This window comes from Aeromonas sp. BIGb0445, from assembly GCF_024809075.1.
Lineage (GTDB): Bacteria > Pseudomonadota > Gammaproteobacteria > Enterobacterales > Aeromonadaceae > Aeromonas > Aeromonas rivuli.
In genome coordinates, this window is the sequence record NZ_JANUES010000005.1 from 35,603 (window position 1) to 61,985 (window position 26,383).

Here is a 26,383-nt window from a genome sequence, read left to right on the forward strand (position 1 = left end):
ATGTCAGTCCTCTTGTTGCGGGAAAAGCGTCTGATCGATGAGATCACAGAGGCAATGCAGGGTCAACAGGTTGACTTCCAAAATGCGTGGTCGACGGGCAGAGGGAACCCGGATCTCGACATCGTTTGGACCGAGCAGACCGGCCATCTCGCCGCCGTCACCGCCGCTCAGCACCACTATGGTCATGTCACGGGAGAGGGCGGCTTCGGCCGCCTTGATCAGACTGCGGCTGTGGCCGGAGGTGGTAATGACCACCAGGATGTCACCGGGTTGACCCAGGGCGCGGATCTGCTTGGCATACACCTCTTCGAAGCCGTGATCGGTGGCGATGGCACTGATGGTCGCCATGTCCGCGGTCAGTGCCATGCCAGGCAGGGAGGGGCGCTGTGTCTCGTAGCAGTTGACCAGCTCGCTGATAAACAGCTGCGCCAGGGCGGCGGAGGGACCGTTACCGCAGGCGAGTACCTTGTGGCCATTGAGCAGGCAGATGGTGATCATCTGCGCCGCAGTATGGATGGCATCCGGTAGCGCCTCCGAGGCGGCGATCTTGGTTTGAATGCTTTCTGTGTAGTTTTCTTTGATGCGATCTGTCATGGGATCCTCTTAAAAAGCGTTCTGGATCCAGTCAGGCTGGTTGCCCTCGAACGCCAGCACATCGAATCGACAGGCCTGGCTGGCCTCGTTGATGCCATGGTGCGTCAAATAGTGGCGGGCGGCTAGCATGAGCTTGCGCTGTTTGGCCGGGGTGACCGAGGCGGCGGCACCGCCATGGTCGTTATTGGCCCGATATCGAACCTCGACAAACACCAGGGTATCACCCTGGCGCATGATGAGATCCAGCTCGCCACCGCGACAGTGATAGTTGCGTTCAATCAGTTGCAGGCCCTTGGCCTGCAACCAGTCGGCGGCGACTAACTCAAAGTGCTGCCCCGGGCGCTGTGGTGTCGCTGTCGTCTGAAACAGGTTCAGGCAGTGCTGTATCAGGGGCTTGAGCCGGCTCTTCATCGCTGGACTCCGGGGTGTCAGGGAGCGTGGCTTGCTCCATGCCGATGGGGTTACCCGTTGCATCGAGCAGCTTGCCATCCTGATAGGTGGCCCAGCTCTGCTCCCGCTGTACGACGCCATCCTGACTAATGCTGAGTTGACCGCTCAAACCCGGCTGTTTCATGGCGCCGACGGCGCGCATCTGCATCAGGTTAGGACTGAGGCTGACGGCGTCATAGCCCAGGGCAAACAGGCGCAGCAGGTCACCCTGAGTCTGTGGCCAGAGCAGCTGGGCCTTGCCGCGCAGCTCGTTGAACTCACCCAGCATCAACGGCATATCGCCTATGCGCAGACCATTGAGCTCCGAGGCTGCCTCGGTGGCCCCGCTGTCATAACCGCGGGGGCCGGTGAAGATCGGCAGGCTACCCATGGGATTGACCGAGATATCCACATAGGGTTTGACCATGCGGGTCTCGAGGTTGTTGGCGATCAGATAGACGACATCGATGCTGCGCGGCGTCTCATCGGAGAGCTGCATGACCTCGCCCGCCCGGGCGGTGGAGCGACCGCTCAAGGCATTTTTCACCATGCCCGGCACCTCTTTGCGGGAGGTAAAGGTCGCGACCACGGGCTTGTCCTGACTCAGACCGCTCCAGGTCTGCTCGAACGCCTTGATGCTGCCATAGCCAATGCGGCCCTGGGTGGCGATCAGCAGGGGCTTGCGATAGCCCTGGCCAAACAAGTAGTTGGCAGCCTGACTTGCATCGGCGGCGGCCGAGAGGGAGAAGTAGAAGGTGCTGTCATTGACGATCGGTTTGTCCAGCTCGTTCAGGGCGAGCACGGGCACGGTCGGGTTGAGCTTGAGCAGCTCCTCGACCCTGTCCTTGAGCAAGGGGCCGATGATCATGTCGGCACCATCCTGGATGGCTTGCTGGTAAATCTCGCCAACGGATTTGGTCTGGGTGTCGTAGAAGTTCAGGCTGTATTGGCCGTTATTCTCCTTGTAGGACATCAGCATACCGTTGCGGATTGCCGATCCCTGGGGCTCCAGATTGCCGGACAGTGGCAAGAAAACGGCTATCTGCTGAGGAGCCAGGCCAGTGGTACTGGCCAAGTCGCCAAGACCGGCCGGCATGTCCTGCTGGGCAGGATGGTTTGGGAAGTCACGCTTCCAGCCATCTAACTGACGAGCCAGCTGGCTCGGCTGAGCACCAAACTCGTTGACCAGGGCAGCCAGTCGCAGCCAGCCGGTGGTCACATCGGGTGCCGGTGCTTCTTCCAGCGCTTGCAGGGTGGTGGGGGTCATGCTTTTCAGCAGGGACCAGATCTGCTTGTGATTGGTGGCAACCTCCTCTTTGGCCAGATAGGGCTCCAGCAAGATCAGGGATTTGGCGGCACCAAACTTGTTATTGATGTCGAGCTGCAACACGGTGCGCTGGCGATACCAGTCACGCTGGGTATCGGCATCAAGCTCCACCGCCGGCTTGCCTTCCAGCAAGATCAACGCCTGGTTGGCATTGCCCTGGGCCAGGAGCACATGGGCTTCAAGCAACTGCGCCTGAGCTTGCTGTTGTGGTGTCTTGGCCTGTTTTTGCAGCTGTTGCAGCAAGGCCTGCGCCGGGTTGAGCTGGCCTTGAGCCAGATAGCTGCGCGCAGCCAGGGTTTGCCAGATGAAGGCTTCATCCGGCTTGGCCGGATCCACCTTGGCCAGATAGGCCTCTGGATTCTGGGTCAGTGTGGCGAAGCCAGAGAGGCCTCCTGCCTGTCCAGAGGGTTGATTGGGTTCCGACGCGCAACCCGCAAGCAGGATAGCTGCGAGTAGGATGCCGAAGAGTCGTGATACACTTAGCTGCTTTGTAACCCGGTTCAAGTTCATTCCCCGACCAGTGTTGAAGTTACCCATAGTGTAAACGGGCCAATATGGCGACACAATTGTCGGGATGCTCGGAGATCCCATGAGTGACACCCCAACCCTCTATATAGTCCCCACTCCCATCGGTAATTTGGCCGATATCACCCAGCGCGCCCTCGATATTCTGCGCCGGGTCGATCTGGTGGCGGCCGAGGATACCCGCCACACCGGCATACTGCTCAAACACTACCAGATCTCGGTGAGCAGCTTCCCTTTGCACGATCACAACGAGCAGCAGAAGGCCGAGGTGTTGATAGCGAAAATCAAGGAAGGCAAGAGTGTAGCCCTGGTATCGGATGCGGGCACGCCGCTGATTAGCGACCCCGGTTATCACCTGGTCACCCGCTGTCGCGAAGCCGGGGTCAAGGTGGTGCCGCTGCCGGGCCCGTGCGCGGCCATCACGGCGCTCAGTGCTGCTGGCCTGCCCACCGACCGTTTCGCCTTCGAGGGATTCTTGCCTGCGAAAGCCAAGGGACGTGACGACCGGCTGCAGGCCGTCATCGAAGATACCCGCTCCCTGGTGTTCTACGAGTCACCGCGCCGGGTGCAGGACACGGTAGAAGCGATTGCTCGCATCCTGGGGGAGCGCCAGGTGGTGGTGTGCCGCGAGTTGACCAAGACCTTTGAATCCATCCACGGTCTGCCCGCCTCCGAGATGCTGGTCTGGCTGGGCGAGGATGAAAACCGTTGCCGCGGTGAAATCGTGCTGGTGGTGGCCGGCGCCAGCAAGGTGGAAGAAGAGCTGCCCTTTGATGCGATCCGCACCCTGGGTCTGCTGGTGGCCGAACTGCCGCTCAAGAAGGCGGCCGCGCTGACCGCCGAGATCCATGGGGTGAAGAAGAACGCCCTCTACAAGTACGGGCTCGAACACCACCAGAAAGAGTAAATAGCCTGGTCGGTTCGACGCCGATGATCTTTCACGACCACGCCCGGGTGTGGCAACGGGAGCCTTTCAGCAAGATTGAGGATGGCTGACCGATGGTCATGTCACTCTGACAGGAGGCATCAAGCCGTGAATAAATGCCACTATCGACAATTGCCGGTTTACCCCGGCCAGCAGACAGGGCTATAATCCGCGCCCGGAGTCGGCTGGACAATCGCTGCTTCGTCGTTGTGCCTTTCGGGGCAGACGGGCGGAGGGGAGGAAAGTCCGGGCTTCATAGGGCAGGGTGCCAGGTAACGCCTGGGAGGCGTGAGCCTACGACCAGTGCAACAGAGAGCAAACCGCCGATGGCCCGCAAGGGATCAGGTAAGGGTGAAAGGGTGCGGTAAGAGCGCACCGCGCGTCTGGCAACAGTTCGTGGCACGGTAAACTCCACCCGAAGCAAGACCAAATAGGCCCCTATTGGCGCGGCCCGCGTTGGGGGCGGGTAGGTTGCTTGAGCCAGTGAGCGATTGCTGGCCTAGAGGAATGATTGTCACCGGGGCAACCCGGAACAGAACCCGGCTTACAGGCCGACTCCGACCTAATTTCAGGGTACTCTGTTACCCACAAGAATCCCGGTACCTTCTGGTCCGGGATTTTTCTTTATGGGCCTGCCTGGGTCGATAGCACCTTTTTTCATTTTGTAATACAGTTCCCGCCCATTTTGGTCGCTTCAAGTCGACTGGTCCCCTTTTCTCCACCTGCCCCGTCACCCTGATGTGGGTTAAGGGTGGCATGAACATGGTTAAGGTGAATTCGCAATGTCAGCTAGCAGCCTAACGCTAACACCATCCCGGCTGCTGCCGGCCGAACAGGGACGGGGGCTTCCTCGCTACGATCTGCTCGGTGTCGAGCGAGCCAAACAGGGTCATCTCAAGCAGATGAATGCCCACTTGGCCAGCTTCTCCTTGCAGGCTGCCGGGTGCATGGCCCAGCTGTTCAACAGCGCCGAGTGCGATCTCGTGTTTCAGGATTTCGTCAGTGCCGGCCATTTCCCTCCTGAAGATCAGCAGTTCTGGCTCGAAGCCAGGGCCCAGCGTGACGAGCGCTACCGAGTGTTTTTCTCCATCTCAGCGTCCGTCATCTATCGTCTCGCCGTGATCTTCTTCGGAGGACAGCTGCAAGCGGGTGAGGAGCCGAGTCAGGCCAAATCCCTCAGTGATACAGAGCAGCGCCTGTTGCACCGACTCTGCCAATACCAGGTCGATATTCTCTCCTCCTGCATGGGACTCGGCGATCTGGGCTGGCAGCTCACCCCCGTGCCTGCCGATGTGCTGCCAGTGGGGCCTGCGCTCTGGTCCAGCCAGGCGACTCTGAGTCTGGGAGAACATAACCATCAGTGGCGGTTGTGGTGGCTGCAGGCCGAAACCGAGGCGCAACTGACCGATCAACGCCCTGTTCGCGGTGAGCTGGAACAAGCGATGACTCACCTGCCGGTGCAATTGCGGGTGGTGATGGGACAGATGGCCATGACCCTGGCTGATCTGGAGACCTTGCAGGTTGGTGATGTGCTGGCTTTGGATATGCCTGACCTGGTGCCTGCCCTGATCGGCAGCCGCCCCTGTTTCAATGGACGCATTGCCGAGCAAAAAGGCAGCCTGGTGTATCAGGTAACGGCAGTGATAGAGGAGTAAGAACAAGATGAACGAACATAACATCAATGATCCCCTGGATCTGGACAGCCTGGATCAGTTGTTTGATGACGAACTCAGCATGCCGAGTGCGGCCGATTACCTGGCGCCGACCGGTAGCGGCAAGCCGAGGGATCTCTCCTTCTTCCGCCAGATCCCGGTCAAGGTGACCCTGGAAGTGGCCAGTGCAGAGGTGCCGCTTGGGGATCTGATGCAGCTCGAAGAGGGGGCTGTCATCGAGCTGGACAAGTTGGCGGGTGAGCCGCTGGATGTCCGGGTCAATGGCAAACTGTTGGCCCGTGGTGAGGTGGTGGTGGTCAATGGCAAGTATGGCCTGCGTCTGGTCGAGGTGGTTGACACCAAGCTGCTGGGTGGCATGGACGACTGATGCGCGTCCTGCTGCCGCTGCTCTTGCTCGTCGCCCTGCCCAGCTGGGGTGCGGACATGACCCTCTTCTCGGTCGCGCCTGGCGCCGAAGGGGGCGAGGACTACAACATCAAGTTGCAGATCCTCTTCTTCATGACCCTGCTGGGGTTGTTGCCGACCCTGTTACTGATGATGACCAGCTTTACCCGCATCATCATAGTGCTGGCCATATTGCGCCAGGCGCTGGGTCTGCAACAGAGCCCACCAAACCGAGTACTGATCGGCATCAGTTTGATCCTGACGCTGGTCATCATGCGTCCGGTCTGGACCGAGATGTACGAAAACGCCTTCCTGCCCTATGACAACGACGAAATCACCCTGTCCGAGGGGATAAGCCGTGCCGAGCAACCCTTGCGGCGCTTCATGTTGGCGCAGACCCGGGAGCCGGATCTGGAGCAGATGCTGCGGATCTCGGGGGAGTCGACCAGCCTCACCAAGGCGGAAATACCCTTCGGTGTCTTGTTGCCCGCCTTCGTGCTGAGCGAGCTCAATACCGCGTTTCAGATAGGCTTCATGCTGTTTATCCCCTTCCTGGTGATCGATCTGGTGGTCGCCAGCGTCTTGATGGCCATGGGGATGATGATGCTGTCGCCGCTCATCATCTCGTTGCCGTTCAAGCTGATGGTATTCGTACTGGTTGATGGGTGGTCGATGACGGTCGGCACCCTGGCCGCCAGCTTCGGAGGGGGCTGACCATGACCCCCGAGCAGAGCGTCAGTCTGGTGGGTGGCGCAGTGAATCTGGTGGTGATCATGGTCTCTGTGCTGGTGGTGCCCGGCTTGATCGTCGGACTCATCGTGAGTGTGTTTCAGGCGGCGACCCAGATCCAGGAACAGACCCTCAGCTTCCTGCCCCGTTTCATCGTGACGCTGTTGACGCTGATCTTCACTGGTCACTGGCTTTTGGCCCAGATCACCACCCTCTTCAATGAGCTGTTTGCCAAGATCCCCGGGCTTATCGGATGAACTCGCTGATCTCGGTCAGTGCGGCCGAGCTGACGGCCTGGCTGGGACAGTGGTGGTGGCCCTTCATTCGTATCGGCGCTGCCTTCTGGGTGATGCCCTTCTTCGGGGATGGCCGGGTGCCGCCCCAGATCCGGCTGTTGCTCGCCTTCCTGCTCAGCCTGCTGCTGGCCCCCATGCTCAAGGCCATGCCGCTGATAGACCCCTTCTCGGCACAGGCTATCCTGGTCACGCTGGAACAGTTGATGTTCGGCCTGTTATTCGGGCTCTGCGTCCAGATGCTGTTCATGGTGATGACCATGGCGGGCCAGATACTGTCGATGCAAATGGGTCTGGGTATGGCGGTCATGAATGACCCCAGCAATGGTGAATCGGCGCCTATCATCAGCCAGATCATGCTCATCTTTGCCACGCTGTTGTTTCTCGGCCTCAATGGTCATCTGGTGGTGCTGGAGGTGCTGGTGCAGAGTCTGCGCAGCTGGCCGCCGGGCTCTTCGCTCTACCTGCTCGATATCAAGGGGGTCATCGGCCTGTTTGGCTGGAGTATCGGGGCCGCCCTCATCCTGACCCTGCCTGCCGTGGTGGCGATGCTGATGGTGAATCTCACCTTCGGGGTCATGAACCGCACGGCCCCCTCCCTCAACATCTTCTCCCTGGGGTTCCCCATGACGCTGTTGCTGGGGTTGCTGACCATGGCGCTCTCCATCAGCGGGGTGCCTGCTCGTTATCTCGATCTGGTCAGCCATGTGCTGGAGCAGTTGCAGGGATTGAGTGTGCAATGAGTCAGACCAGCGCCCAGGATAAAACCGAGCAGGCCTCCACCCAGAAACAGCGCAAGGCTCGGGATGAGGGGCAGATTGCCCGCTCCCGGGAGATGAGCTCGGCGGGTTTGCTGCTGCTCGGTGGACTCGCCATGCAGTGGATGGTGCCCGGCCTTGGCAGTTTCTTCGCCGAATTGATGAAACGTCCCATCCGTTTCGACTGGCAGGGGGCGCGGGATCCCCAGATGATGATGAGCTGGACCGGGGAGGCCCTGTTCAGCATGCTCATGGCCTTGCTGCCCCTGTTCGGTTTCCTGGCACTGATGCTGATCCTGGTCAGCATGGTGCCGGGGGGCATGGTGTTCACCTGGAAAAAGTTGATGCCCAGCGGTGAGAAGCTCAATCCGCTCAAGGGACTCAAGCGCATGTTTTCCACCCATAGCCTGATGGAGCTGCTCAAGTCCATTCTCAAGATAGTGCTGATTGGTTCAACCTTGGCCCTGTTATTGCAGCATCAGTGGCCGACCCTGTTGCAAATGAATCGAATGCCGCCCCAGATGGCGATGGAGCAGGCGCTGGGGATCCTCTCCCAGGCCTTTATCCTGCTTGGCGCCGTTCAGATGCTGATCGCCCTGCTCGATGTGCCTTACCAACGCTGGTCGATGCAGAAACAACTGCGCATGACCAAGCAGGAGGTCAAGGATGAGCACAAGAACAGCGAGGGTCGCCCGGAGATCAAGGCGAAGATCCGTCAAGTACAAGCCATGCTGGCCAGGGCCCGCATCGAGAAGCGGGTGCCCCAGGCCGATGTGATAGTGGTGAACCCGAGCCACTATGCGGTGGCCATCAAATACGATCCCGCCCGCGCCAATGCCCCTTATGTGATCGCCAAGGGGGTCGACAGCATGGCCGAGCGGATCAAGCAGGTGGGCAAGCAGCACGACAAGATGGTGTTGAGCCTGCCTGAGCTGACTCGAGCCATCTACTACTCGACCCGAATCGATCAGGAGGTCCCGGCCGGTCTCTATACCGCGGTGGCTTATGTCCTGAACCATGTATTGCAGTTGCAGGCCTATCAGGCTGGGCGGGGCAAGCAGCCCGGCCCGCTAGCCCCCCTGCATGTGCCCCCTGAATTGCGTCAACCCGAGAGGTAAGTTGTGAACTGGCGTACCCTGACCAAGTCCTATACGGCCATCCCCCTGATGCTGCTGGCCATACTGGCCATGATGATACTGCCGCTGCCGGGTTGGCTGCTCGATGGCCTGTTCACCTTCAACATAGTGTTGGCGATCATGGTGTTGCTGGTCTCGGTCTCGGCCCGCCGTCCCCTCGACTTCTCCGTGTTCCCGACCGTGCTGCTGGTGGCGACCCTGATGAGGCTCTCCCTCAACGTCGCCTCGACCCGGGTGGTGCTGCTCAATGGCCATGAGGGCAATGATGCGGCGGGCAAGGTCATCCAGGCGTTCGGCGAGGTGGTCATCGGCGGCAACTATGTGGTTGGCCTGGTGGTGTTCATCATCTTGATGATCATCAACTTCGTGGTCATCACCAAGGGTGGCGAACGGATATCAGAGGTGTCGGCCCGCTTCACCCTGGACGCCATGCCGGGCAAACAGATGGCCATAGATGCCGACTTGAATGCCGGCATCATGGATCAACACCAGGCCCGGGCCCGGCGGGAAGAGATCTCCCGCGAGGCCGACTTCTACGGGGCCATGGATGGTGCCTCCAAGTTCGTGCGTGGGGATGCCATCGCCGGGCTGCTGGTGCTCATCATCAACCTGGTTGGCGGTCTCGCCATCGGTATCTTTCAGCATGCCCTGCCGGTGGCAGAGGCCTTCCAGCGCTATGCCCTGCTCACCATAGGGGACGGTCTGGTTGCCCAGATCCCCTCCCTGCTGATGTCTACCGCAGCCGCCATCATAGTGACCCGGGTCAGTGATGAGGGGGAGATGTCCGATCAGGTGGGCCAGCAGCTATTGGCGTCGCCCAGGGTCATCTACACGGCTGCCGCCATCATGCTGATCCTGGGTCTTGTGCCCGGCATGCCCATGCTGGCCTTCGTCAGTTTTGCCGCCGTCCTGGCCTGGACCGGCTGGCGGGTGAGCCTGCGACAGCAGCAGGATCCGGCCCTCGATGCCGCCGAGCAACTGAGTCAGCAGTTGGTGTTGCCTGAACATCAGGGGTTGGAGTGGCAGGATCTGCCCTATGTCGATCCCATCGCCATCGAGCTTGGTTACAAGCTGGTTCCCCTGGCCGAGGCGGACAAGGGCGCCGAGCTGCTGGTGCGGGTGCGGGGCATCAGAAAGACCCTCTCCGAGCAGTATGGTTTCTTGCTGCCCGAGATCCGGGTGCGTGACAACCTGCAGCTGCAACCCGATCAATACCGAGTCCGGCTCTCCTCCGTGCCCATGGCGAGCGGGCAGGTGGATTGCCAGCGGCTGATGGCCATCAGCAGTGGCGAGACCTACGGTGCCCTGGACGGCGAGCTGACCCAGGATCCCGCCTACGGCATGAACGCGGTCTGGATAGCCCCGGACCACAAGGCCAAGGCACTCAATCTGGGTTACTCGGTGGTGGACTCGGCGACCGTGATAGCGACCCATGCCAGCAAGCTGCTGCGTGAACAGCTCGACACCCTGTTCGGCCACGATGAAGTCGGCAAGCTGGGTCAATACCTGGCGACCCTGTCTCCCCGTCTGGCGGAGGAGCTCAACCTCGCCCTGACCCAGATGCAGCAGCTTCGGGTGTTCCGGCAACTGCTCAAGGAGCAGGTGAGCCTGACCGACATCCGCACCATAGCGACCACCTTGCTCGACGCGAGCGAGCTGACCAAGGATCCCGTGCTGCTGGCGGCGGACGTGCGCTGCGCCCTCAAGCGCCAGATAGTGCGCCAGGTGATAGGACAGCGTGAGCTGCTGGCCACCTTTACGCTGGATGAACGACTGGAGCAGACACTGTTGGCGGCCATGAATCAGGCTCAGCAACAGGGCAAGGTGGCGCTGGACAGTTTCCCGGTTGACCCCCAATTGCTGGCTCAGCTCCAACAAAATATGCCCCTTGTCAAGGAGCAGCTCCAGCAGCAGGGCCATGCCCCAGTATTGGTGGTGATGCCCCAACTGAGACCTTTGCTGTCCCGTTATGCCACCTCCTTCGCCAAGGGGCTCAAGGTACTCTCTTACAACGAGATCCCGGAGGAGCTGAGGGTGGAAGTGGTCGGTACCCTGGGGTGAAGAGAATTGCCCTTGATCTCAGTCAGATAGGAAAACCTTATTCCGCATCTGTGCTTGAACTGTCTTCTCAACTTGTTATGATGCGCCGTGTTTTGACGCTTTCCGCCAAAACATACTGATAAATATAATAATTTGATACGTGCTGCCAGGCTGCGACAACCGCTGTCTGGCTGTCCTTTTGCATAAGGGCATATCGCATGAAAAAGGCAAACTGAACTGAAAAGTCAGGACGCAAAGCCTCCGGTCTAATGGCGGGAATGCCAATGATAGCGGGGTTACCAGGGATAGGTACCGTCACGAATGACGCCTATAGCAAACCGACATGCACGCAGATGCATGGCGGCGGCCACCTCTTTCCTCGGTTTTGACATTTCAGTTCTGTTGATTGACGACAATACAATCACAGGTTCAGGTTCATATGCTTTCGGATGTTTCTCTGAAATGTACCCCGACGCCGCCAGGCCTTGGGGGGCTCCCTCATCTGTTATTGCTGCAGCCAGACTCTTCTGCCGGGGAAGAGATACTGATCATGCTGGAGAGTTCGGGATATCGGGTATCTATCGTCGACTCGGCAAGGCAGGCATGCGCCAGCCTTGCCAATGACAGGGTCGATCTACTGTTGCTGGACGTGAGCACGCCCATCGACAACCTCAAGGGCTTTCTGGGCAAATTGACCGACACCGACAGTGTCATCCTGGTCAATGAGCACCAGGGGCATCTGGCGGCCGAGGCCATGGGGGCCGGCGCCATCGATTACATCATCAAACCCTTCGGGCGACAGCAGATGCTGGATGCGATCCGGGGAGCCTTGCGCCTGCGCCAGCCGATCCCGGATCTGATTGCTGAGTCGAGTGCCAGTCGTCAGGTATTGCAGCTGGCCCGCCGGGCCGCCAAGACCTCGGCCACTATTCTCATCGGTGGTGAATCCGGGACCGGCAAGGAGCGCCTGGCACGGTACATCCATGAGATGTCCAACCGCTGTGATGGCCCCTTCGTCGCCATCAACTGCGCCGCCATCCCCGAGTCGATGATCGAGTCCATCCTGTTTGGTCATGCCAAAGGGGCCTTCACCGGGGCGGTGTCGGCCCAGCCTGGCAAGTTCGAGCAGGCGCAGGGGGGGACCCTGTTGCTGGACGAAATCTCCGAACTGCCCCTGGCACTGCAAGCCAAGCTGCTGCGGGTGTTGCAGGAGCGCCAGGTCGAGCGACTGGGGAGCCATCAACTGATCAACCTGGATGTACGCATCATCGCGGCCAGCAACAAGGATCTGCGGACCCTGGTGGCCGCAGGGCTGTTTCGTGAGGATCTCTTCTACCGCCTCGATGTGCTGCCCATGAGCTGGCCTGCGTTGCGTGAACGGCCGGGAGATATCCTGCCGCTGGCTGAATATTTCATCGCCCGCTATGCACCCAGACAGGGTCATTGGTTGAGCGAGCTGGCACGCAAGCAGATGCTTGCTTATCCCTGGCCCGGCAATGTGCGCGAGCTCGACAATGTCATTCAGCGTTCGCTCATCATGGCGCGAGGATTGCATATTCAAGCGATCGATTTGATGCTGCCCCGTGAGCCGGGGGCCGCAGAACCCGGTTTGGTCGAGCCTTTATTGGCCCCTGAAGGGCTGATGGAGACCCGCCGCCATGCCGAGTTTCAGTTCGTATTAGAGACCCTGCGCCGCTGTAGCGGCCATCGAACCCGCACGGCCGAGGCCCTGGGCATGACGACCCGGGCATTGCGCTACAAGCTGGCGGCGATGCGTGAGCAGGGCATAGACATTGAACTCCAGATTCAAAATTGAGGGATAACCCAGTGAAGATTGAAATGATGTCGTCACAGACCACTCTGTTGCAGCAGATGCAGGAGCTGAAGCGGGTGGCGAGCCAGGAGCCTCACATCGAGCTCCAGGGCGGTCAGGAAGTCTCCTTCGGCAATGCCATGCGAGACGTGGTCAATCGGGTCAACGAACAACAAAACATCTCTTCCCGTCTGATGACGGCGGTCGATGCGGGCCAGAGCGATGATCTGGTCGGGGCCATGGTGGCCAGTCAGAAAGCCGGTCTTAGCTTTTCCGCCCTGATGCAGGTGCGCAACAAGCTGATGACGGGTTTCGATGACATCATGCGCATGCCGCTCTGAGGTTACTGATGACTGAATTGGTAAGCGGCTCGCCACGGGAGGCCGTCAGCATGCAGCAGCGCATACAGGCGTGGCTGAAGAACTGGCGCAGCCTCTCTCGCGACAATAAATCCATCCTGACCATAGCCCTGTTGGCCGCCACCGTGGCGGGGACCATAGTGGTCATCCTCTGGACCTCCAGCAAGAACTACGTGCCCCTGTACGGCAAGCAGGAGTTGTACGACACCGCCAATATCATGGAGATGCTGGAGAAAGAGCAGATCCCCTTCCAGCTTGAGAAAAGCTCCGGGCAGGTACTGGTGCCAGAGAGTCAACTGGCTCACATTCGTATGGCGCTAGCTGCGCGTGGGGTCCGTGCCGCCATGCCCTCTGGCCTGGAAGGGCTGGATGCGGTCACGGGTCTTGGCACCAGCGAATTCATGGAAGGGGCGCGTTATCGTCACGCCCTGGAAGGGGAGCTGGCGCGTACCATTATCTCCCTCAACGCGGTGCGCAGTGCCCGTGTCCATCTGGCTATTCCCAAGCGCACCCTGTTTGTCGGTCGTGATGAAGAGAAGCCCAGTGCCTCTGTCATGGTGGATCTGCAACCGGGTCAATCGATGGAAGCGGGTCAGGTTGAGGCCATCGCCAATCTGGTGGCCGGTAGCATCTCCGGCATGAAACCGGGCGCCGTGACCATCATCGATCAGGCTGGCCAGCTGCTGAGCAGCGAGCTGGGAGACAAGATGGGCTTTGGCAAACAGAGCGTGCAGCAGATGGAATACGTGCGCAAGCTGGAGCAATACATACGCCAACGTGCCACTGACATGCTCTACCCCATGCTGGGCACGGGCAACTTCCGGGTGCAGATAGCCGCAGACGTCAATTTCAATGCGGTCGAAGAGACTCAGCAGCAGTTCGATCCGCAAGGTGTGATCACCCAGGAGACCAACAAGTCCGACAAGACGGTCGATGCCCTGGCCATGGGGATCCCGGGAGCCCTGTCCAATCGGCCACCCGAGACGGCACCCCAGGCCGAACCGGCCGATGGTGCCGCCGCGGCACCCGCGGAACCGGCCCCCAAGAACGACAGCCGGACCGAGCGCCAGGAGAGCAGTCGCCAATACGAAAATAGCCGCACCGTGGTGCATACCCGCTATCAGCAGGGGCGACTCGAGCGGATGAACGTCTCGGTGCTGCTCAACGAGCAGACTGCGCCGAAAGAGGGCTGGAATGAGGCTCAGCTTGGCCAGATCCGCCAGATGGTGGAGCGGGCCGTCGGCTTTGATACCGGTCGGGGCGATCAGATCAGCCTGCAGGTATTCAATTTCACCGACGAGGTGCAGGTCGCCCCTCCCGAATCCAGCTGGTGGGAGACCCCGTACTGGCAGGACTCCCTGCGTTACCTGGTCGGCGGCCTGCTGGGTCTGACTCTGGTGTTCTTCGGGATACGTCCCCTGGTCAAGCATCTGGTGCGTACCCAGCAGCCAGTGGTCGTGCCGGACGAAGAGGAGCAGGAGGAGCGGGAACCCGAACTCGGCCTGCCGCTACAGCGCCGGACCGATGAGACGCTGGCGGCGCCTCACAGTAAAGGTCTCATCCGTACCGATGATGAGCAGGGGCCTCACTTCAGCGCCCTGGACCTCGATGCACTGCCCGAGCCGGGCTCTGAACTCGAGGTGCAGTTGAAACACCTGCAACTGCTGGTGGACAAAGACACGGCCCGGGTGGCCGAAGTGGTCAAGGCATGGGTGAGCAGTAATGAGCAACGCTAACATGAACCAGAGTGCAGTGGACATCGACATAGACAACCTGGAGAAGGCGGCCATCTTGTTGCTCAGCATGGGCACAGAGGCGGCCGCCAAGGTGATGCAGAAGCTGTCGCGCGACGAGGTGCAACGGCTCATCTCCAAGATGGCGGGCCTGTCCGGGGTCAGCTCCATCGAGGCGAAGTGGACCCTGCAGCAGTTCTTCATCCAGTACCGGGAGCAGAGCGGCATCGCCAGCGCCTCCCGGGATTATCTGGAGCAGACCCTGGATCTTGCCCTGGGCCAACGGCTCTCCCGCAGCCTGCTCGATAGCCTGTATGGCGACGCCATGAGCCAGGATATCCAGCGTCTGCAGTGGGTGCCTGCCGAGGTGCTTGCCCGCTTCTTTCGCAACGAACACCCGCAGATGCAGGCCGTCTTGCTGGCCTTCCTGCCGCCCCAGACCGCCTCGGCAGTGCTCGATGCCTTGCCAGGTTCGCTCCACGATGACCTGCTGGTTCGGGTCGCCGGACTCAGCTCGGTGAGCGAGCATGTGCTCGATGAGCTGCGACTCACCCTGGATCGCTGTCTGGCCTATGTGGCGGATCAGTCCGGCGCCAAGGTCAACGGGGTGCGCCAGGTTGCCGATATCCTCAATCGTTATCAGGGCAACAAGGAGCAGATGCTCTCCCTGCTGCGTGAGCGCGATGGCGACATGGCCCTCGAAATAGAGAAGAACATGTTCGACTTCATGGCCCTGCGCCGTCAGAGCGACGACACCTTGCAGCGCCTGGTGCAGGAGTTGCCCGCCGATCTGCTGGCCCTGGCTCTGAAGAACACCGAGACCAGCTTTCGCAAGGTGGTGCTCGGTGCCATGCCCAAGCGGATGGCCCAGTCCCTCGAGGCCCAGATCCAGGATCAGGGCAGCGTCTCTTTGCGCAAGGTGGAACAGGCACGGGACGACATCATGCAACTGGTGCGCGAACTGGTCGAGCAGGGCGAGGTCGAGTTCCAGCTGTTCGAAGAGCCCACGGTCAACTGATGAGAGACGAGCATGCCTAACAAGATGCGCAAGTTGGCCCCGGGGGCGACCCGTCGCTACCGTTTCCCGCAACTCGGCCAGGTCGGAGAGGGGGAGCCGAGCGAGCAGGAGCAGTTCGAGTTCGGTTACCAGCAGGGGCTGGAGCAGGGCCAGGATCTGGGTTATCAGGAAGGTTACCAGCAGGGACTCACCAGCGGCCTGATTGAGGGTGAGAGTCGGGGGGTGGCGCAGGGCCAAGCCCGGGGCCTTGCCCAGGGATTGGCCGAAGGACGCGGCTCCTTCGACCAGGCCATGGTGCCTTTTGAGAAATTGCAGCAACAGTGGGATAGCCTCTGCCAGGCCCGCATGTTGCAGCAAAAGCAGGTGTTGGCTCAGTTGGTTGAGCAGGTGGCGCGGCGGGTCATCCAGGCCGAGTTCACCCTCAACCCCCAGCAAGTGCTGACGCAAGTCGAGCAGGCGCTGGCCAGCCTGCCGAGCCAGCCTGAAGAGTTGGTCATCTACCTCAATGAGGGAGACAGGCGCCGTCTGGCCGAACTCGGCGTGACCCGCTGCGCTGGCTGGCCGTTGCAGCAGGATGCGGCCCTGGCCATGGGGGATGCCAGGCTCGAGACTCAGGCGGCTGTGATTGAGGTCAATACCGCGGAGCGGCTCGACGCCTGCCTTGACAAGATCAACAGCGCCCTGGATGCCAGCCTGAATGGATAAGCGTTTGCAGCAGGCGCTCAGTTCGGCACTGGATGACTTTGAGCCCGCCCCCGGCTTTCGCCGTTATGGCCGGCTGGTGCGGGTCACGGGGCTCACCCTGGAAGTGGTTGGCTGCCAGCTGGTCATGGGCCAGCGCTGCCGGGTGGATACCGCGGGCGAGGGCTATCTGCTGGCGGAGGTGGTTGGCTTCAATCGCGACGTCTCTTACCTGATGCCGTTGCAGGCCATGAGCGGCCTCTACTCGGGGGCGAGGGTGTTGCCCATCTCGGGTGAGGAGACGATCCGGGTCGGCGATCACCTGCTTGGCCGCGTGCTCGATGGTTTGTTGCAGCCTTTGGATGGCCTCCCGCTGCCAGACGCCGGGGAGCGCGTCAGCTTGTTCAGTTCCCCCCCCAATCCCCTGCAGCGTACCCCGGTGCGCGAGCCCCTCGACGTCGGGGTGCGTGCCATCAATGGCTTGCTCACGGTCGGCAAGGGTCAGCGGCTCGGGTTATTCGCAGGCTCCGGAGTCGGCAAGAGCATGCTGCTTGGCATGATGACCCGCAACACCACGGCCCAGATCGTCATCGTCGGTCTGATCGGCGAGCGAGGGCGCGAGGTGCGCGAGTTTATCGAACACAGCCTGGGCCGCGAGGGGCTGGCGCGGGCCGTGGTCATTGCAGCACCGGCCGATCAATCCCCGCTGATGCGGCTGCGCGCGGCTCAGCTTTGTCATCGCCTCGCCGAATACTTTCGCGAGCAGGGCCAGGACGTGTTGCTGCTGATGGACTCCCTGACCCGTTATGCCCAGGCCCAGCGCGAGATAGCCCTGGCCATCGGTGAGCCACCCGCCACCCGGGGTTATCCGCCTTCGGTGTTCAGCATGTTGACCCAGCTGGTGGAGCGGGCCGGTAACGGTGTCGATCCCAATGGCAGCCTGAGCGCCTTCTATACGGTGCTGGCGGAAGGGGACGATCAGCAAGATCCTGTGGTGGATGCGGCCCGCGCCATTCTGGATGGCCACATAGTGCTGACCCGGCGCCTGGCCGAAGAGGGCCACTATCCGGCCATCGACATCGGTGCCTCGGTCAGCCGGGTCATGCCTCAGGTGGTACCGGCAGAGTGGCAATCCCTGGCGGTCACCCTGCGCCAGCTGTGGGGGCGTTATCAGCAGGTGCGCGAATTGCTGCCTCTTGGCGGTTATCAGGCGGGGGCGGATGCCCAGATGGATGAGGCCGTGCAGCGTTACCCCGCCATCGCGGCGCTGCTGCAGCAAGGGATCCATGAAGTGACCCCCCTGGCCGAGGCCCCTGCCGGGTTGCGCCAGGCGCTTGGCCGCCCGGCCTAAGGAGAGACAGTGCTCAATGCATATCTGGGTTTACAACAGCAGGCGCTGGACGAGATGGGCAAGGAGCGTCAGCGGCTGCGTGAGCTGGCTCAGCGTGAGGAGTTGCGGGCATTCAGATTGCAGGAGGTGATCGCCAGCCTGGGTCAGGGGCAGGGTTTCCACCCTCTGTTGCTGCAAAATCGTCAGCAGATGGATGCCCAGCTGCGCCGCTTGCACGCCCATCAGGTTCAGCAATCGGCGATGGCGCGCCTCGATCTGGATCGCCATGAGTTGCAATTGCGCCAGCAGTTCGGGCGCGTGAAGGGATTGGAAGGGGTGCTGGATCGGCGGGCACTGGCGGACAGGAGACTCAGGGAGTCACAGGAGCAGCGTCTGCTCGATGAGATAAGCGGCCTGCGCCATCGTACCCGGGGTAGTTGACGCAGGGGGGGAAGAGCCTGAGGTTCAGGCTTCCTGGCCATACTCCTGGCGCTGACCGAGCAGGGTATGCAGGGTTTCAATCTGTCCCGCCAGCAGGCGACCGTTGCGATCGTTCTGCTGTTGGCACTGGCGCAGGCTGGACTCGAGTTGTTGCCACTGGCCCGTCATGGTGTGTTGCAACTGAGCGGGCAGGCGAGCGATCAGCTTGGCCATGCCCTGCTCATTGGGCGCCATGCCCAGGGCGAGCAGATGCTGGCAGCGTTGCTGAGCCTGTTGCTCTATCTGCTTCATCAGTTCAGTTTGCTGCAGATTATGCTGGGTCAAGGCATCCACTTCGTGGGTCGCCAGCAGCAGATGCTGGCGCTGCAGCATCTGTTGCAACTCGCCATAGCGGCCGAGATCCCGCTGGATGCCGAGCAGCAGTTGCTTGACTCTCTGTTTGGCATCCAGAGGGCTGGCGGATTGGCTCATCGACGGTGCAGTTCCAATATGGCCTGGCTCAAGGCATCCATGTCGAGGCTCAGACGCCCTTCCCCTATGGCCTGACGGATCTGCTCGACCTTGGCCATGTCGACATCCGGGGTGTCGGCCAGGGCGATACTGGCTTGTGCCATGGTCTGGGCAGTGGCACTGATCTGGCTCTCACCGCTTTGGCGAGGTGGGTTTGGCGTTGGGGCCGCATCCTGCCTGCGTTGAGTCAGAGGTTGAGTCGGGATGAGGTCGGCGCGGGTGATCTTCATATGTTCACTTCCTGATGGTCTACTGGAGTAAAGCGACCGGGGGTCAGCATAACTTGAATGGACTGTTCGCTCAAAACACTCAAAATCGTGTCTCCACCTCGCCCTTGCCCAGCACCCAGGTCTGGATCTCTCTGCCCGAGCTGTTGTTGCGTACCCTGATACCCTCGCCGATGGCGCCATTTTCCAGCGCCTCCCCTCGTGTCGTGGCGGCAAAACTGCCCTGACCCGCCCGGATCAGTACCCCTTCCCCCTGGCGCACCGCCCACTGTTTCTGCAGGTCGAGTTCACCGATCAGCTGGCCCGTGCGCAGCCTGCGACCGCTTTTTTGCTCGAGCAAGGAGAGGCTCGCCGGGGTGAAACCGCGCTGAATGCGGCTGACTTCCAGCTCCTTGGCAACCAGATCGGCGACCTGGATGGGGTGCCCCTTGGCTATCTCCTGGGCCGTGGCCCAGACCGACATGAAGACGCTGACATCGACCCTGCCCCTGAGTTGCCATTGGGGATCGCCGCAGCTGATGAGGTAGGGGCGCCGACCCCAGGGCTGGCGATAGAGACCGCCAGCCTGCAACCCGAGGGCTTGTCGACAAGGGGGCAGGTGCGCCGCCGCTGGCGCGAGCCAGACTTGATAATCGACGCGGTTGGCCTGCCAGCGTTGCAGGGTCAGATAATCGTCGAGCTGACGTTGCGCCTGTTGGCGCAGGGTCTGCTCCAGGGCGGTGATATCCAGTGTCTCCGTCTGGGCTTGCACCCCGGGAGACAGGGCGAGCAGCAGCATCAACAAGAGGCCGCTCCACTTCCTGCCGGGAAAGCCAGCTTCCCCCTGATGCGTGCCAGGCAGGGTATGAGGCCACGCCATAGGGCGAACGGGGTGATTTTTCATGGTTGGCATGAGTCTTGATATGGCCTGCACGGGTCTGACTATTTCGCTGACGAGAGGATGAAGCATGAGTATCTCATTTGACAGTGCGCTGGGGGTACATCCCTATGCCCTGAATGTGCGAACGGATAGGGCGCGTATCCTCGCAGGTAATCTGGCAAATGTGGATACCCCGGGCTATCTGGCCAGGGACGTGGATTATAAGAGCATTCTGGGTCGGGTCGCACAGCAAGTGGCGGCCAAGGAAGAGAGCAGTGCCATTGCGGGGGGGCGTCTGCAGGATGATATGCAGCATCCCCTCTACCGCATGCCTTACCAGGTCTCCATGGATGGCAACACCGCCGAGCTCAGTGTGGAGCAGAGCAAGTTTGCCAACAATGCCACCGATTTTCAGACCAGCCTGACCTTCCTCAATATGAAACTCAGCGGGATCGCCAAGGCGATCGAGGGCCGTTAATCATGTCGTTCAATCGAATCTATGAGATCGCCGGCAGTGCCATGCGGGCACAGACGGTCCGTCTCGATACCATCGCCTCCAACCTTGCCAACGTCGATAGCGTGGCGGGACGGGAAGAGGAGGCTTTTCGTGCCATCAAGCCGGTGTTCTCCACCCTGTATCAGCGGGTTCAGGATGCCGATGGCATGGGGGCCGCCCAGGTACAGATTGCCGGCATAGTGCAATCCGATCGCCAGATTGAGCGGCGGCTGGAGCCGACCAATCCCCTGGCCGATGAGGATGGCTTCGTGTACCACTCCAACGTCAATGCGGTGGAGGAGATGGCCGACATGATGAGTGCCTCGCGCGGCTTTGAGACCTCGGTGGAGGTCATCAATCGTATCTCCAGCATGCAGCAGGGTCTCCTGCGCCTCGGGCAGGTCTGATCATGAGCCTTCCTCAGGTCAGTAGCCTGGACACGGCCCGCAGCACCAGTCAGAGCCTGGATGACAACATCGCTGGCAACGGCACGGCGAGCGGTGGCATGCAGCTGCGCAACGAGTTTTTGCAGATGATGGTGGCCCAGCTCCAGAATCAGGATCCCACCAATCCCCTCGACGGCTCCCAATACGTCACCCAGCTGGCCCAGTTCAGCATGGTGGAGGGGGTCGAGCAGTTGAAGGTATTGCAGCAAAAGTCCATCGCCATGATGGATACCCAGCAGGTGCTGCAGAGCACGGATCTGATCGGTCGGGATGTCATGGTGCCGACTGCTTCCCTCAAGCAGGGGGCAGAGAAGGCGATACGGGGCCAGATTGAGCTGGGTGGCGCGGCCGACCAGGTCGAGCTCAAGGTATTTGATCAACATGGCACCCTGGTTGCGACCCGCAACTTGGGTGAGAGCAAGGCTGGTGGCATCGATTACGACCTGCCGGTATTACCCGCCGGCGAGTACAGCTTTGAGGTGAAAGCCTCCCTGGCCGGGAGCAAGGTGCAGAGCAAGCACTATGTCTCCAGTACGGTGGACAGGGTCACCCTGCCCGGCACCGGCGACATCATGTTAGAGGTGGCGGGCGTTGGGGAAGTCCCCCTGTTCAGCGCCATCCAGTTTGGCAAATCGGCATAAGCCCATAGGAGCGACACAGTGTCTTTTAGTATCGGACTGAGCGGCCTGCGCGCCGTTAACCAGGAATTGAGCGTCATCAGCAACAACGTGGCCAACGTCAGCACCGCCGGTTTCAAATCGAGCCGTGCCGAGTTTGCAGCCATCTATGGTGGCGGCCAGGCGGGTGGGGTCGAGATGAACAACGTCTCCCAGAACTTCGATCGCAACGGCGATCTGATGCGCACCGGCCGTGGTCTGGATCTGGCGATCTCCGGCAATGGTTTCTTCCAGCTCAAGGATGGCAACGGCCAGACCTCCTACACCCGTGCCGGCATGTTCCAGCGCGATGCCAACAACTACCTCACCACCTCGACCGGGGATCGCCTGCAAGGCTATACCGTCAACGGCGCCGGTCAGTTGCAGACGGGGGTTGTGGGCGATCTGCAGGTGGGTACCGGCAGTCTGCCCGCCAAGGCCTCCGACTCCCTGGAGTTTGTGGGCAATCTGAAGGCGGATGCCAGCAACATAGACACCACGCTCAATCCGTTCGATGCCAGCAAGGCGGAGAGCTACAACTTCTCCCAGTCCAGCAAGGTGTTTGACTCCCTGGGCAGCGAACACAATGTCACCCAGTATTTCGTCAAGGTTGGCAGCAACGACTGGCAGGTGCACTACACGGTCGATGGCGTCGCCAACGGGACCACCACCAACCTCAAGTTCAATACGGATGGTTCTTTTGATGCGGTGGGCAGCGGTGCCGACAAGGCGACGCTGGCCCTGACACCGCAGGGTGCGGAGCCCATGACCCTGGACATCGGTCTGAGCAAGTTCAGCCAGTATGCCTCCGACTTCAACGTCAGCCGCAACCAGTCCAACGGTTACACCTCCGGCGATCTGACCGGGGTCCGCATCGATGGGGATGGCGGCGTCTACGCCACCTTCACCAATGGTCAGAGCCTGTTGCAGGGGCAGGTGGTCATGGCCAATTTCGCCAACCCCAATGGTCTGCTGCAGAGCAACAACACCACCTGGCAGCAATCCTTCTCCTCCGGTCAGCCAGTGGTCGGTGCCCCGGGCAGCGGCACCCTGGGTTCGCTGACCTCGGGCGCCTACGAGGGCTCCAACGTGGACTTGACCGGTGAGCTGGTGAACCTGATGACCTCTCAGCGCAACTACCAGGCGAACGCCAAGAGCATCAGCTCGGCGGACAAGATGACCCAGGTGCTCTTCAACTCCTTCTGAGGCTGATCCGTGGAAAAGCTAATCTACACCGCCATGTCCGGCGCCCAGCACTCCCTGGTCGCCCAGCAGATCCGGGCCAACAACCTGGCGAACCTCAACACGGCGGGTTTTCGAGCCGATTTCGAGCGGGTCTCCGCTTACGCCCTGAGCGGGGATGGTTACCAGAGCCGCGTCATGGCGCGGGAAGAGGTAGCCGGCACCGACTTTCGAGCCGGTGCCCTGATGCAGACGGATCGCAAGCTGGACGTGGCGGTGCGTGGTGAGGGTTTTCTGACGGTGCAAACGGCAGATGGTGCAGAGGCCTATACCCGGGCCGGCAATCTGGAAGTCGATGCCGATGGCCTGCTCAGCCTCAATGGCCGCCCCGTGCTGGGGGATGGCGGTGAACTGGTGGTGCCGGCCTATCGGGATCTCAGTTTCGGCAATGATGGCTCCCTGAGCATCACGCCTCCCGGTGGGGGCGCCCGCCTCGATGTGGGACGGCTCAAGCTGGTCAATCCGGCGGCCAGCGAGCTGGTCAAGGGACTGGATGGCTTGTTTCGCCTGCGCCAGGGCGGCGATGCCGAGCCGAGTGAAGAGGTGGTGATGGCCTCCGGCTTCCTGGAAGGGGGCAACGTCAACGCGGTCGACGAGCTGATCGGCAGCATGGCACTGACCCGCAACTTCGAATTGCAGGTCAAGTTGATGAAGACGGCAGACGATCAGGCCCGCCAGGGCGCCCGCCTCATCTCGGGCCAGGGTTAACCCTCAGGGGCAATATTTCGGATCCGGCCCCTGGCCGGGTCCTCATGAACGCAGTGGAGAGAGTCGATGCACGCAGCATTATGGGTCAGCAAGACCGGCCTGTCGGCACAAGATGCCAAGATGGCCAGCATTTCCAACAACCTGGCCAACGTCAACACGGTCGGCTTCAAGCGAGATAGGGTTGCTTTCGAAGACCTCTTCTATCAGGTCCAGCGCCAACCGGGTGCCCAGCAGGATCAACAGAATCTGGCGCCGATCGGCATCCAGATGGGGAACGGGGTTCGGGTGGTCGGGACCCAGAAGGTATTCACCTCGGGTCAGTTCCAGAATACCAACCAGGAGCTGGACATGGCGGTGGTCGGGGCGGGTTTCTTCGGGGTCGAGCGCCCGGATGGTGAAACCGCCTATAGCCGCAATGGCCAGTGGCATCGCAGCGCCGAGGGGCTGCTGGTCAATGCCGATGGCCTGCCCATGCTGCCGCAGATCCAGATCCCGGACAATGCCACCAAGGTCTCCATCGGCACAGATGGCACCGTCAGTGCCACTCTGCCGGGTCAGCAGGAGAACGTGGAGCTCGGCCGGATCACCCTGACCAACTTCGCCAATCCGGCCGGTCTGGAGGCGCTGGGTGGCAACCTGTATCGGGCCACCGGAGCCTCCGGTGAGGCGATCGAAGGGGTACCTGGCGAGGATGCCATGGGGGCCATCAAGCAGTACACCCTGGAGAGTTCCAACGTCAATGTGGTGGAAGAGATGGTCGACATGATCACCACCCAGCGCGCCTATGAGATGAATGCCAAGGTGGTCTCGGCGGCGGATCAGATGCTGAAGTTCGTGACCCAGGCCCTGTGATGATGAGCGTGTTCAGGCAGAGCCTCTGGCTGGTGTTGCTGCTCGGTGGCTGCGCCACCTATGAGCTGCGCGCCCCCGAGCCGGGTGAAGAGCAGTGGGCCCCCTCGCGTCCCAATCTGCCCGTGGCGGCCAGTGGCGAGGATGGCAGCCTCTATCGCGACAACTATATGTTCACCCTGTTTCAGGACAGGCGCGCCTATCGGGTCGGCGACATCTTGACCGTCATGCTGGAGGAGCGAACCCAATCCAGCAAGAAGGCCAATACCAGTACCAGCAAGAGCAGCAGTCTCAATGTACCGGCCCCGTCCATCGGCGGTGAGGTGCGCACCGACTGGGGGGCGACCCTGAGCGCTGACCGGGATTTTGACGGCGGCGCGACGTCCAGCCAGCAAAACACCCTGTCCGGTGCCATCACGGTCACAGTGGCAGAGGTGATGCCCAATGGGGTGATAGGGATCCGCGGCGAGAAGTGGATCCGTCTCAACCAGGGGGACGAGTATGTGCGGCTCGGCGGCATGGTGCGGGTCGAAGACATCGATCAGCGCAATCGCATCTCTTCCCAGCGCATAGCCGACGCCCGCATCACCTATGCCGGGCGAGGTGCCCTGGCAGACAGCAACCAGATGGGGTGGTTGAGCCGCTTCTTCAGCTCAGCCTTTGCGCCATTTTGAGGACTCTTATGAAAAAGTGGCTTCCTGCCCTGCTCTGCCTGGTTCTGCCCCTGCTTGCGACGGCGGCACCGGCCAGCAAACGTGCTCTGCTCGACATTGCGGACGTGCAGGGACTGCGCCCCAACCAGTTGGTGGGCTATGGCCTGGTGGTCGGTCTGTCCGGCACCGGGGATCGCAGCCAGGTCAAATTCACCGGTCAGTCGATGGCCAACATGCTCAAGCAGTTCGGTGTGCAGCTGCCTGACGATATCGATCCCAAGCTCAAGAACGTGGCCGCGGTGTCGGTGCAGGCGACCCTGCCTGCCCTGGCGGGCAAGGGCCAGCTGGTGGACGTGACAGTCACCTCCATCGGCGATGCCAAGAGCCTGCGTGGCGGCTCCTTGCTGTTGACGCCACTGCGGGGTATTGACGGTGAAGTCTATGCGGTCGCCCAGGGCAATCTGGTGGTCGCCGGGGTGAAGGCCGAAGGCCAGTCCGGCTCCTCGGTCACCATCAATGTCCCGACCGCAGGTATCATCCCCAATGGCGCCATCATAGAGCGGGAGGCGGTCAACAGCTTCGCCGACAAGCCTGAAGTGACCCTCAACCTGCATCAACCCAACTTCCGCACCGCTCGCAACGTGGAGCGCGCCATCAATGCCCAGTTGGGGCCGGTGGCCAGGGCGGTGAGCGCGGGCCGCATCCAGTTGGCGGCCCCCAAGGATGAGAGCCAGCGTATCTCCTTCATGGCCTTGCTCGAGGACATCCAGATCGATCTTGGCAAGGCGCGGCCCAGGGTGGTATTCAACAGCCGGACCGGCACCGTGGTGATGGGGCAGGGGGTCAAGGTGCGCAAGGCGGCGGTCAGCCATGGTAGTCTCACTGTCACCATAGGCGAGAGCCAGACGGTGAGTCAGCCCAACGCCTTCTCCAATGGGCAGACCACCACCACACCGAACTCCCAGGTCCAGGTTGATCGGGAGCGCAACAATATGTTTGTCTGGCCGGAAGGCACCTCCCTCGAGGTGATCGTCAAGGCGGTCAACTCCCTGGGAGCCACCCCGGATGATGTCATGGCCATACTGCAAGCCCTCGATGAGGCGGGAGCCCTCGAAGGGGAGCTGGTGGTCATCTGAGGACCTATCATGACTAGAATCACATCAGAACCTGGTTTTTATCAGGATCTCAATGAGTTGCAGCAGATAAAGAGCAACCCGGATCAGCGGGCCGCCCTGGAGGCGGCCGCCGGCCAGTTCGAGGTTGGCTTTTTGCAGACGGTGCTCAAGCACATGCGAGCCGCGACCGATGCCTTGCAAGACGAGGATGACAAGCTGATCAAGGGCGAGGGGCTCTATCGCGACATGTATGACAGTCAGCTCGCCATGAGCCTGGTGCAGCGCGGTGGTTTGGGGCTCAAGGAGCAGATGGTCAGGCAACTGGATCCCGCATTAAAGAATCCCGAGCCCATGGTCGCTTCACAGGAACAGGGCCTGGTGGCTTTCCAGCAACCCCTGACCCGGATGAAGAAACCGGGGTGATGCCAAGGCAT

30 protein-coding genes, 1 other RNA gene and 1 riboswitch are annotated in these 26,383 nt (G+C 61.1%); of the genes, 25 read left to right on the forward strand and 6 right to left on the reverse strand.

Annotated features, from left to right (window positions below; all coding sequences use genetic code 11):
* Nucleotides 1-3: 3 nt before the first annotated feature.
* From M2367_RS12040 to M2367_RS12050, 3 genes are read right to left on the reverse strand one after another with little or no spacing between them, the layout of a single operon-like run.
* Nucleotides 4-594, reverse strand: coding sequence for an SIS domain-containing protein (locus M2367_RS12040; RefSeq protein WP_005891102.1), 591 nt, complete (start codon nt 592-594; stop codon nt 4-6).
* Between the two features lie 9 nt (nt 595-603).
* The gene (locus tag M2367_RS12045; protein WP_042041886.1) at nt 604-1,005 is read right to left on the reverse strand and encodes a YraN family protein; all 402 of its coding nucleotides are present in this window, start codon (nt 1,003-1,005) and stop codon (nt 604-606) included.
* Entirely contained in the window at nt 917-2,860 is a 1,944-nt protein-coding gene (locus M2367_RS12050; RefSeq protein WP_259236822.1) for a penicillin-binding protein activator, read from the reverse strand. The genes M2367_RS12045 and M2367_RS12050 overlap by 89 nt, the downstream gene beginning before the upstream one ends.
* A 79-nt stretch (nt 2,861-2,939) precedes the next feature.
* Here M2367_RS12050 and rsmI point away from each other — a divergent pair, with 79 nt between their 5' ends.
* From rsmI to M2367_RS12130, 16 genes are all read left to right on the forward strand, one after another.
* Nucleotides 2,940-3,782, forward strand: a complete 843-nt coding sequence (rsmI, locus tag M2367_RS12055; RefSeq protein ID WP_259236823.1) for a 16S rRNA (cytidine(1402)-2'-O)-methyltransferase — start codon at nt 2,940-2,942, stop codon at nt 3,780-3,782.
* Between the two features lie 195 nt (nt 3,783-3,977).
* Nucleotides 3,978-4,363: RNase P RNA component class A (rnpB, locus tag M2367_RS12060), an RNA gene on the forward strand.
* A 219-nt stretch (nt 4,364-4,582) separates the two neighbouring features.
* Complete coding sequence (locus tag M2367_RS12065; protein ID WP_224431902.1) at nt 4,583-5,455, forward strand: FliM/FliN family flagellar motor switch protein; 873 nt, start codon at nt 4,583-4,585, stop codon at nt 5,453-5,455.
* A gap of 7 nt (nt 5,456-5,462) precedes the next feature.
* Nucleotides 5,463-5,840, forward strand: a complete 378-nt coding sequence (gene lfiN, locus M2367_RS12070; protein WP_042041883.1) for a lateral flagellar motor switch protein LfiN — start codon at nt 5,463-5,465, stop codon at nt 5,838-5,840.
* Entirely contained in the window at nt 5,840-6,571 is a 732-nt protein-coding gene (fliP, locus tag M2367_RS12075; RefSeq protein WP_259236824.1) for a flagellar type III secretion system pore protein FliP, read from the forward strand. The genes lfiN and fliP overlap by 1 nt, the downstream gene beginning before the upstream one ends.
* A 2-nt stretch (nt 6,572-6,573) precedes the next feature.
* Nucleotides 6,574-6,843, forward strand: a complete 270-nt coding sequence (gene fliQ, locus M2367_RS12080; protein ID WP_042041880.1) for a flagellar biosynthesis protein FliQ — start codon at nt 6,574-6,576, stop codon at nt 6,841-6,843.
* Entirely contained in the window at nt 6,840-7,622 is a 783-nt protein-coding gene (gene lfiR / locus M2367_RS12085) for a lateral flagellar biosynthetic protein LfiR (protein ID WP_042041879.1), read from the forward strand. Before fliQ ends, lfiR begins: the two co-directional genes overlap by 4 nt.
* Nucleotides 7,619-8,755 (forward strand): flagellar biosynthesis protein FlhB, encoded by a 1,137-nt coding sequence (gene flhB, locus M2367_RS12090; protein WP_224431904.1) that lies wholly within the window; start codon nt 7,619-7,621, stop codon nt 8,753-8,755. Before lfiR ends, flhB begins: the two co-directional genes overlap by 4 nt.
* A 3-nt stretch (nt 8,756-8,758) precedes the next feature.
* Nucleotides 8,759-10,834, forward strand: coding sequence for a lateral flagellar biosynthesis protein LfhA (gene lfhA / locus M2367_RS12095; protein WP_224431905.1), 2,076 nt, complete (start codon nt 8,759-8,761; stop codon nt 10,832-10,834).
* 195 nt (nt 10,835-11,029) lie between these two features.
* Nucleotides 11,030-11,117: riboswitch (cyclic di-GMP riboswitch) on the forward strand.
* Between the two features lie 246 nt (nt 11,118-11,363).
* On the forward strand, nt 11,364-12,629 hold the full coding sequence (locus M2367_RS12100) for a sigma-54-dependent transcriptional regulator (RefSeq protein WP_370736605.1): 1,266 nt from the start codon (nt 11,364-11,366) through the stop codon (nt 12,627-12,629).
* Nucleotides 12,630-12,640: 11 nt separating this feature from the next.
* A complete protein-coding gene (gene lfiE, locus M2367_RS12105; RefSeq protein ID WP_084218181.1) occupies nt 12,641-12,967 on the forward strand; it encodes a lateral flagellar hook-basal body complex protein LfiE in 327 nt (108 codons plus the stop codon).
* 74 nt (nt 12,968-13,041) lie between these two features.
* Entirely contained in the window at nt 13,042-14,721 is a 1,680-nt protein-coding gene (fliFL, locus tag M2367_RS12110) for a lateral flagellar M-ring protein FliFL (protein ID WP_310504070.1), read from the forward strand.
* Nucleotides 14,708-15,736: a lateral flagellar motor switch protein FliGL gene (gene fliGL, locus M2367_RS12115; RefSeq protein WP_042041871.1), complete on the forward strand. Its 1,029-nt coding sequence runs from the start codon at nt 14,708-14,710 to the stop codon at nt 15,734-15,736. Before fliFL ends, fliGL begins: the two co-directional genes overlap by 14 nt.
* 12 nt (nt 15,737-15,748) lie before the next feature.
* Nucleotides 15,749-16,441 carry a FliH/SctL family protein gene (locus tag M2367_RS12120; protein WP_042041870.1) on the forward strand — a complete coding sequence of 231 codons (693 nt, stop codon included), beginning with the start codon at nt 15,749-15,751 and terminating at the stop codon, nt 16,439-16,441.
* The gene (lfiI, locus tag M2367_RS12125) at nt 16,434-17,768 is read left to right on the forward strand and encodes a lateral flagellar FliI-like assembly ATPase LfiI (protein WP_042041869.1); all 1,335 of its coding nucleotides are present in this window, start codon (nt 16,434-16,436) and stop codon (nt 17,766-17,768) included. Before M2367_RS12120 ends, lfiI begins: the two co-directional genes overlap by 8 nt.
* 9 nt (nt 17,769-17,777) lie before the next feature.
* On the forward strand, nt 17,778-18,188 hold the full coding sequence (locus M2367_RS12130) for a flagellar FliJ family protein (protein WP_042041867.1): 411 nt from the start codon (nt 17,778-17,780) through the stop codon (nt 18,186-18,188).
* A 24-nt stretch (nt 18,189-18,212) separates the two neighbouring features.
* Here M2367_RS12130 and M2367_RS12135 read toward each other — a convergent pair whose 3' ends face one another.
* The 3 genes from M2367_RS12135 to flgA form a co-directional block, all read right to left on the reverse strand.
* Nucleotides 18,213-18,659 (reverse strand): flagellar protein FlgN, encoded by a 447-nt coding sequence (locus M2367_RS12135; protein WP_042041866.1) that lies wholly within the window; start codon nt 18,657-18,659, stop codon nt 18,213-18,215.
* Nucleotides 18,656-18,928, reverse strand: a complete 273-nt coding sequence (flgM, locus tag M2367_RS12140; RefSeq protein ID WP_224431907.1) for a flagellar biosynthesis anti-sigma factor FlgM — start codon at nt 18,926-18,928, stop codon at nt 18,656-18,658. The genes M2367_RS12135 and flgM overlap by 4 nt, the downstream gene beginning before the upstream one ends.
* A 79-nt stretch (nt 18,929-19,007) precedes the next feature.
* Nucleotides 19,008-19,703: a flagellar basal body P-ring formation chaperone FlgA gene (flgA, locus tag M2367_RS12145; RefSeq protein ID WP_224432926.1), complete on the reverse strand. Its 696-nt coding sequence runs from the start codon at nt 19,701-19,703 to the stop codon at nt 19,008-19,010.
* Nucleotides 19,704-19,872: 169 nt separating this feature from the next.
* Here flgA and lfgB point away from each other — a divergent pair, with 169 nt between their 5' ends.
* From lfgB to M2367_RS12190, 9 genes are all read left to right on the forward strand, one after another.
* Nucleotides 19,873-20,262 (forward strand): lateral flagellar basal body rod protein LfgB, encoded by a 390-nt coding sequence (lfgB, locus tag M2367_RS12150; protein WP_259236826.1) that lies wholly within the window; start codon nt 19,873-19,875, stop codon nt 20,260-20,262.
* A gap of 2 nt (nt 20,263-20,264) precedes the next feature.
* Nucleotides 20,265-20,687 carry a lateral flagellar basal body rod protein FlgCL gene (gene flgCL / locus M2367_RS12155; protein ID WP_259236827.1) on the forward strand — a complete coding sequence of 141 codons (423 nt, stop codon included), beginning with the start codon at nt 20,265-20,267 and terminating at the stop codon, nt 20,685-20,687.
* 2 nt (nt 20,688-20,689) lie between these two features.
* Complete coding sequence (locus M2367_RS12160; RefSeq protein WP_259236828.1) at nt 20,690-21,367, forward strand: flagellar hook assembly protein FlgD; 678 nt, start codon at nt 20,690-20,692, stop codon at nt 21,365-21,367.
* A gap of 18 nt (nt 21,368-21,385) precedes the next feature.
* A complete protein-coding gene (flgEL, locus tag M2367_RS12165; RefSeq protein ID WP_042041857.1) occupies nt 21,386-22,588 on the forward strand; it encodes a lateral flagellar hook protein FlgEL in 1,203 nt (400 codons plus the stop codon).
* Nucleotides 22,589-22,597: 9 nt separating this feature from the next.
* Nucleotides 22,598-23,332, forward strand: a complete 735-nt coding sequence (gene lfgF, locus M2367_RS12170) for a lateral flagellar basal-body rod protein LfgF (RefSeq protein WP_042041855.1) — start codon at nt 22,598-22,600, stop codon at nt 23,330-23,332.
* 66 nt (nt 23,333-23,398) lie between these two features.
* Nucleotides 23,399-24,184, forward strand: coding sequence for a lateral flagellar basal-body rod protein LfgG (gene lfgG, locus M2367_RS12175; protein WP_042041854.1), 786 nt, complete (start codon nt 23,399-23,401; stop codon nt 24,182-24,184).
* Nucleotides 24,184-24,855 carry a flagellar basal body L-ring protein FlgH gene (flgH, locus tag M2367_RS12180; protein WP_042041852.1) on the forward strand — a complete coding sequence of 224 codons (672 nt, stop codon included), beginning with the start codon at nt 24,184-24,186 and terminating at the stop codon, nt 24,853-24,855. Before lfgG ends, flgH begins: the two co-directional genes overlap by 1 nt.
* A gap of 8 nt (nt 24,856-24,863) precedes the next feature.
* Nucleotides 24,864-25,970 (forward strand): lateral flagellar basal body P-ring FlgIL, encoded by a 1,107-nt coding sequence (gene fgIL / locus M2367_RS12185; RefSeq protein WP_259236829.1) that lies wholly within the window; start codon nt 24,864-24,866, stop codon nt 25,968-25,970.
* Between the two features lie 9 nt (nt 25,971-25,979).
* Nucleotides 25,980-26,372, forward strand: coding sequence for a rod-binding protein (locus M2367_RS12190; RefSeq protein WP_042041849.1), 393 nt, complete (start codon nt 25,980-25,982; stop codon nt 26,370-26,372).
* Nucleotides 26,373-26,383: the final 11 nt, after the last annotated feature.

Excerpts from the sequence above, each read along its gene's own strand:
- flgH (WP_042041852.1), top strand. The coding sequence starts at position 24,184 with ATGATGAGCGTGTTCAGGCAGAGCCTCTGGCTGGTGTTGCTGCTCGGT.
- M2367_RS12160 (WP_259236828.1), top strand. The coding sequence starts at position 20,690 with ATGAGCCTTCCTCAGGTCAGTAGCCTGGACACGGCCCGCAGCACCAGT.
- rsmI (WP_259236823.1), top strand. The coding sequence starts at position 2,940 with ATGAGTGACACCCCAACCCTCTATATAGTCCCCACTCCCATCGGTAAT.
- M2367_RS12100 (WP_370736605.1), top strand. The coding sequence starts at position 11,364 with ATGCTGGAGAGTTCGGGATATCGGGTATCTATCGTCGACTCGGCAAGG.
- M2367_RS12050 (WP_259236822.1), bottom strand. The coding sequence starts at position 2,860 with ATGAACTTGAACCGGGTTACAAAGCAGCTAAGTGTATCACGACTCTTC.
- fgIL (WP_259236829.1), top strand. The coding sequence starts at position 24,864 with ATGAAAAAGTGGCTTCCTGCCCTGCTCTGCCTGGTTCTGCCCCTGCTT.
- M2367_RS12040 (WP_005891102.1), bottom strand. The coding sequence starts at position 594 with ATGACAGATCGCATCAAAGAAAACTACACAGAAAGCATTCAAACCAAG.
- fliGL (WP_042041871.1), top strand. The coding sequence starts at position 14,708 with ATGAGCAACGCTAACATGAACCAGAGTGCAGTGGACATCGACATAGAC.
- flgCL (WP_259236827.1), top strand. The coding sequence starts at position 20,265 with ATGTCGTTCAATCGAATCTATGAGATCGCCGGCAGTGCCATGCGGGCA.
- fliP (WP_259236824.1), top strand. The coding sequence starts at position 5,840 with ATGCGCGTCCTGCTGCCGCTGCTCTTGCTCGTCGCCCTGCCCAGCTGG.
- M2367_RS12190 (WP_042041849.1), top strand. The coding sequence starts at position 25,980 with ATGACTAGAATCACATCAGAACCTGGTTTTTATCAGGATCTCAATGAG.
- M2367_RS12065 (WP_224431902.1), top strand. The coding sequence starts at position 4,583 with ATGTCAGCTAGCAGCCTAACGCTAACACCATCCCGGCTGCTGCCGGCC.
- lfgB (WP_259236826.1), top strand. The coding sequence starts at position 19,873 with ATGAGTATCTCATTTGACAGTGCGCTGGGGGTACATCCCTATGCCCTG.
- flgA (WP_224432926.1), bottom strand. The coding sequence starts at position 19,703 with ATGCTGCTGCTCGCCCTGTCTCCCGGGGTGCAAGCCCAGACGGAGACA.
- lfgG (WP_042041854.1), top strand. The coding sequence starts at position 23,399 with ATGCACGCAGCATTATGGGTCAGCAAGACCGGCCTGTCGGCACAAGAT.
- fliQ (WP_042041880.1), top strand. The coding sequence starts at position 6,574 with ATGACCCCCGAGCAGAGCGTCAGTCTGGTGGGTGGCGCAGTGAATCTG.
- flgM (WP_224431907.1), bottom strand. The coding sequence starts at position 18,928 with ATGAAGATCACCCGCGCCGACCTCATCCCGACTCAACCTCTGACTCAA.
- M2367_RS12135 (WP_042041866.1), bottom strand. The coding sequence starts at position 18,659 with ATGAGCCAATCCGCCAGCCCTCTGGATGCCAAACAGAGAGTCAAGCAA.
- flhB (WP_224431904.1), top strand. The coding sequence starts at position 7,619 with ATGAGTCAGACCAGCGCCCAGGATAAAACCGAGCAGGCCTCCACCCAG.
- lfiN (WP_042041883.1), top strand. The coding sequence starts at position 5,463 with ATGAACGAACATAACATCAATGATCCCCTGGATCTGGACAGCCTGGAT.
- lfiR (WP_042041879.1), top strand. The coding sequence starts at position 6,840 with ATGAACTCGCTGATCTCGGTCAGTGCGGCCGAGCTGACGGCCTGGCTG.
- M2367_RS12045 (WP_042041886.1), bottom strand. The coding sequence starts at position 1,005 with ATGAAGAGCCGGCTCAAGCCCCTGATACAGCACTGCCTGAACCTGTTT.
- M2367_RS12120 (WP_042041870.1), top strand. The coding sequence starts at position 15,749 with ATGCCTAACAAGATGCGCAAGTTGGCCCCGGGGGCGACCCGTCGCTAC.
- lfiI (WP_042041869.1), top strand. The coding sequence starts at position 16,434 with ATGGATAAGCGTTTGCAGCAGGCGCTCAGTTCGGCACTGGATGACTTT.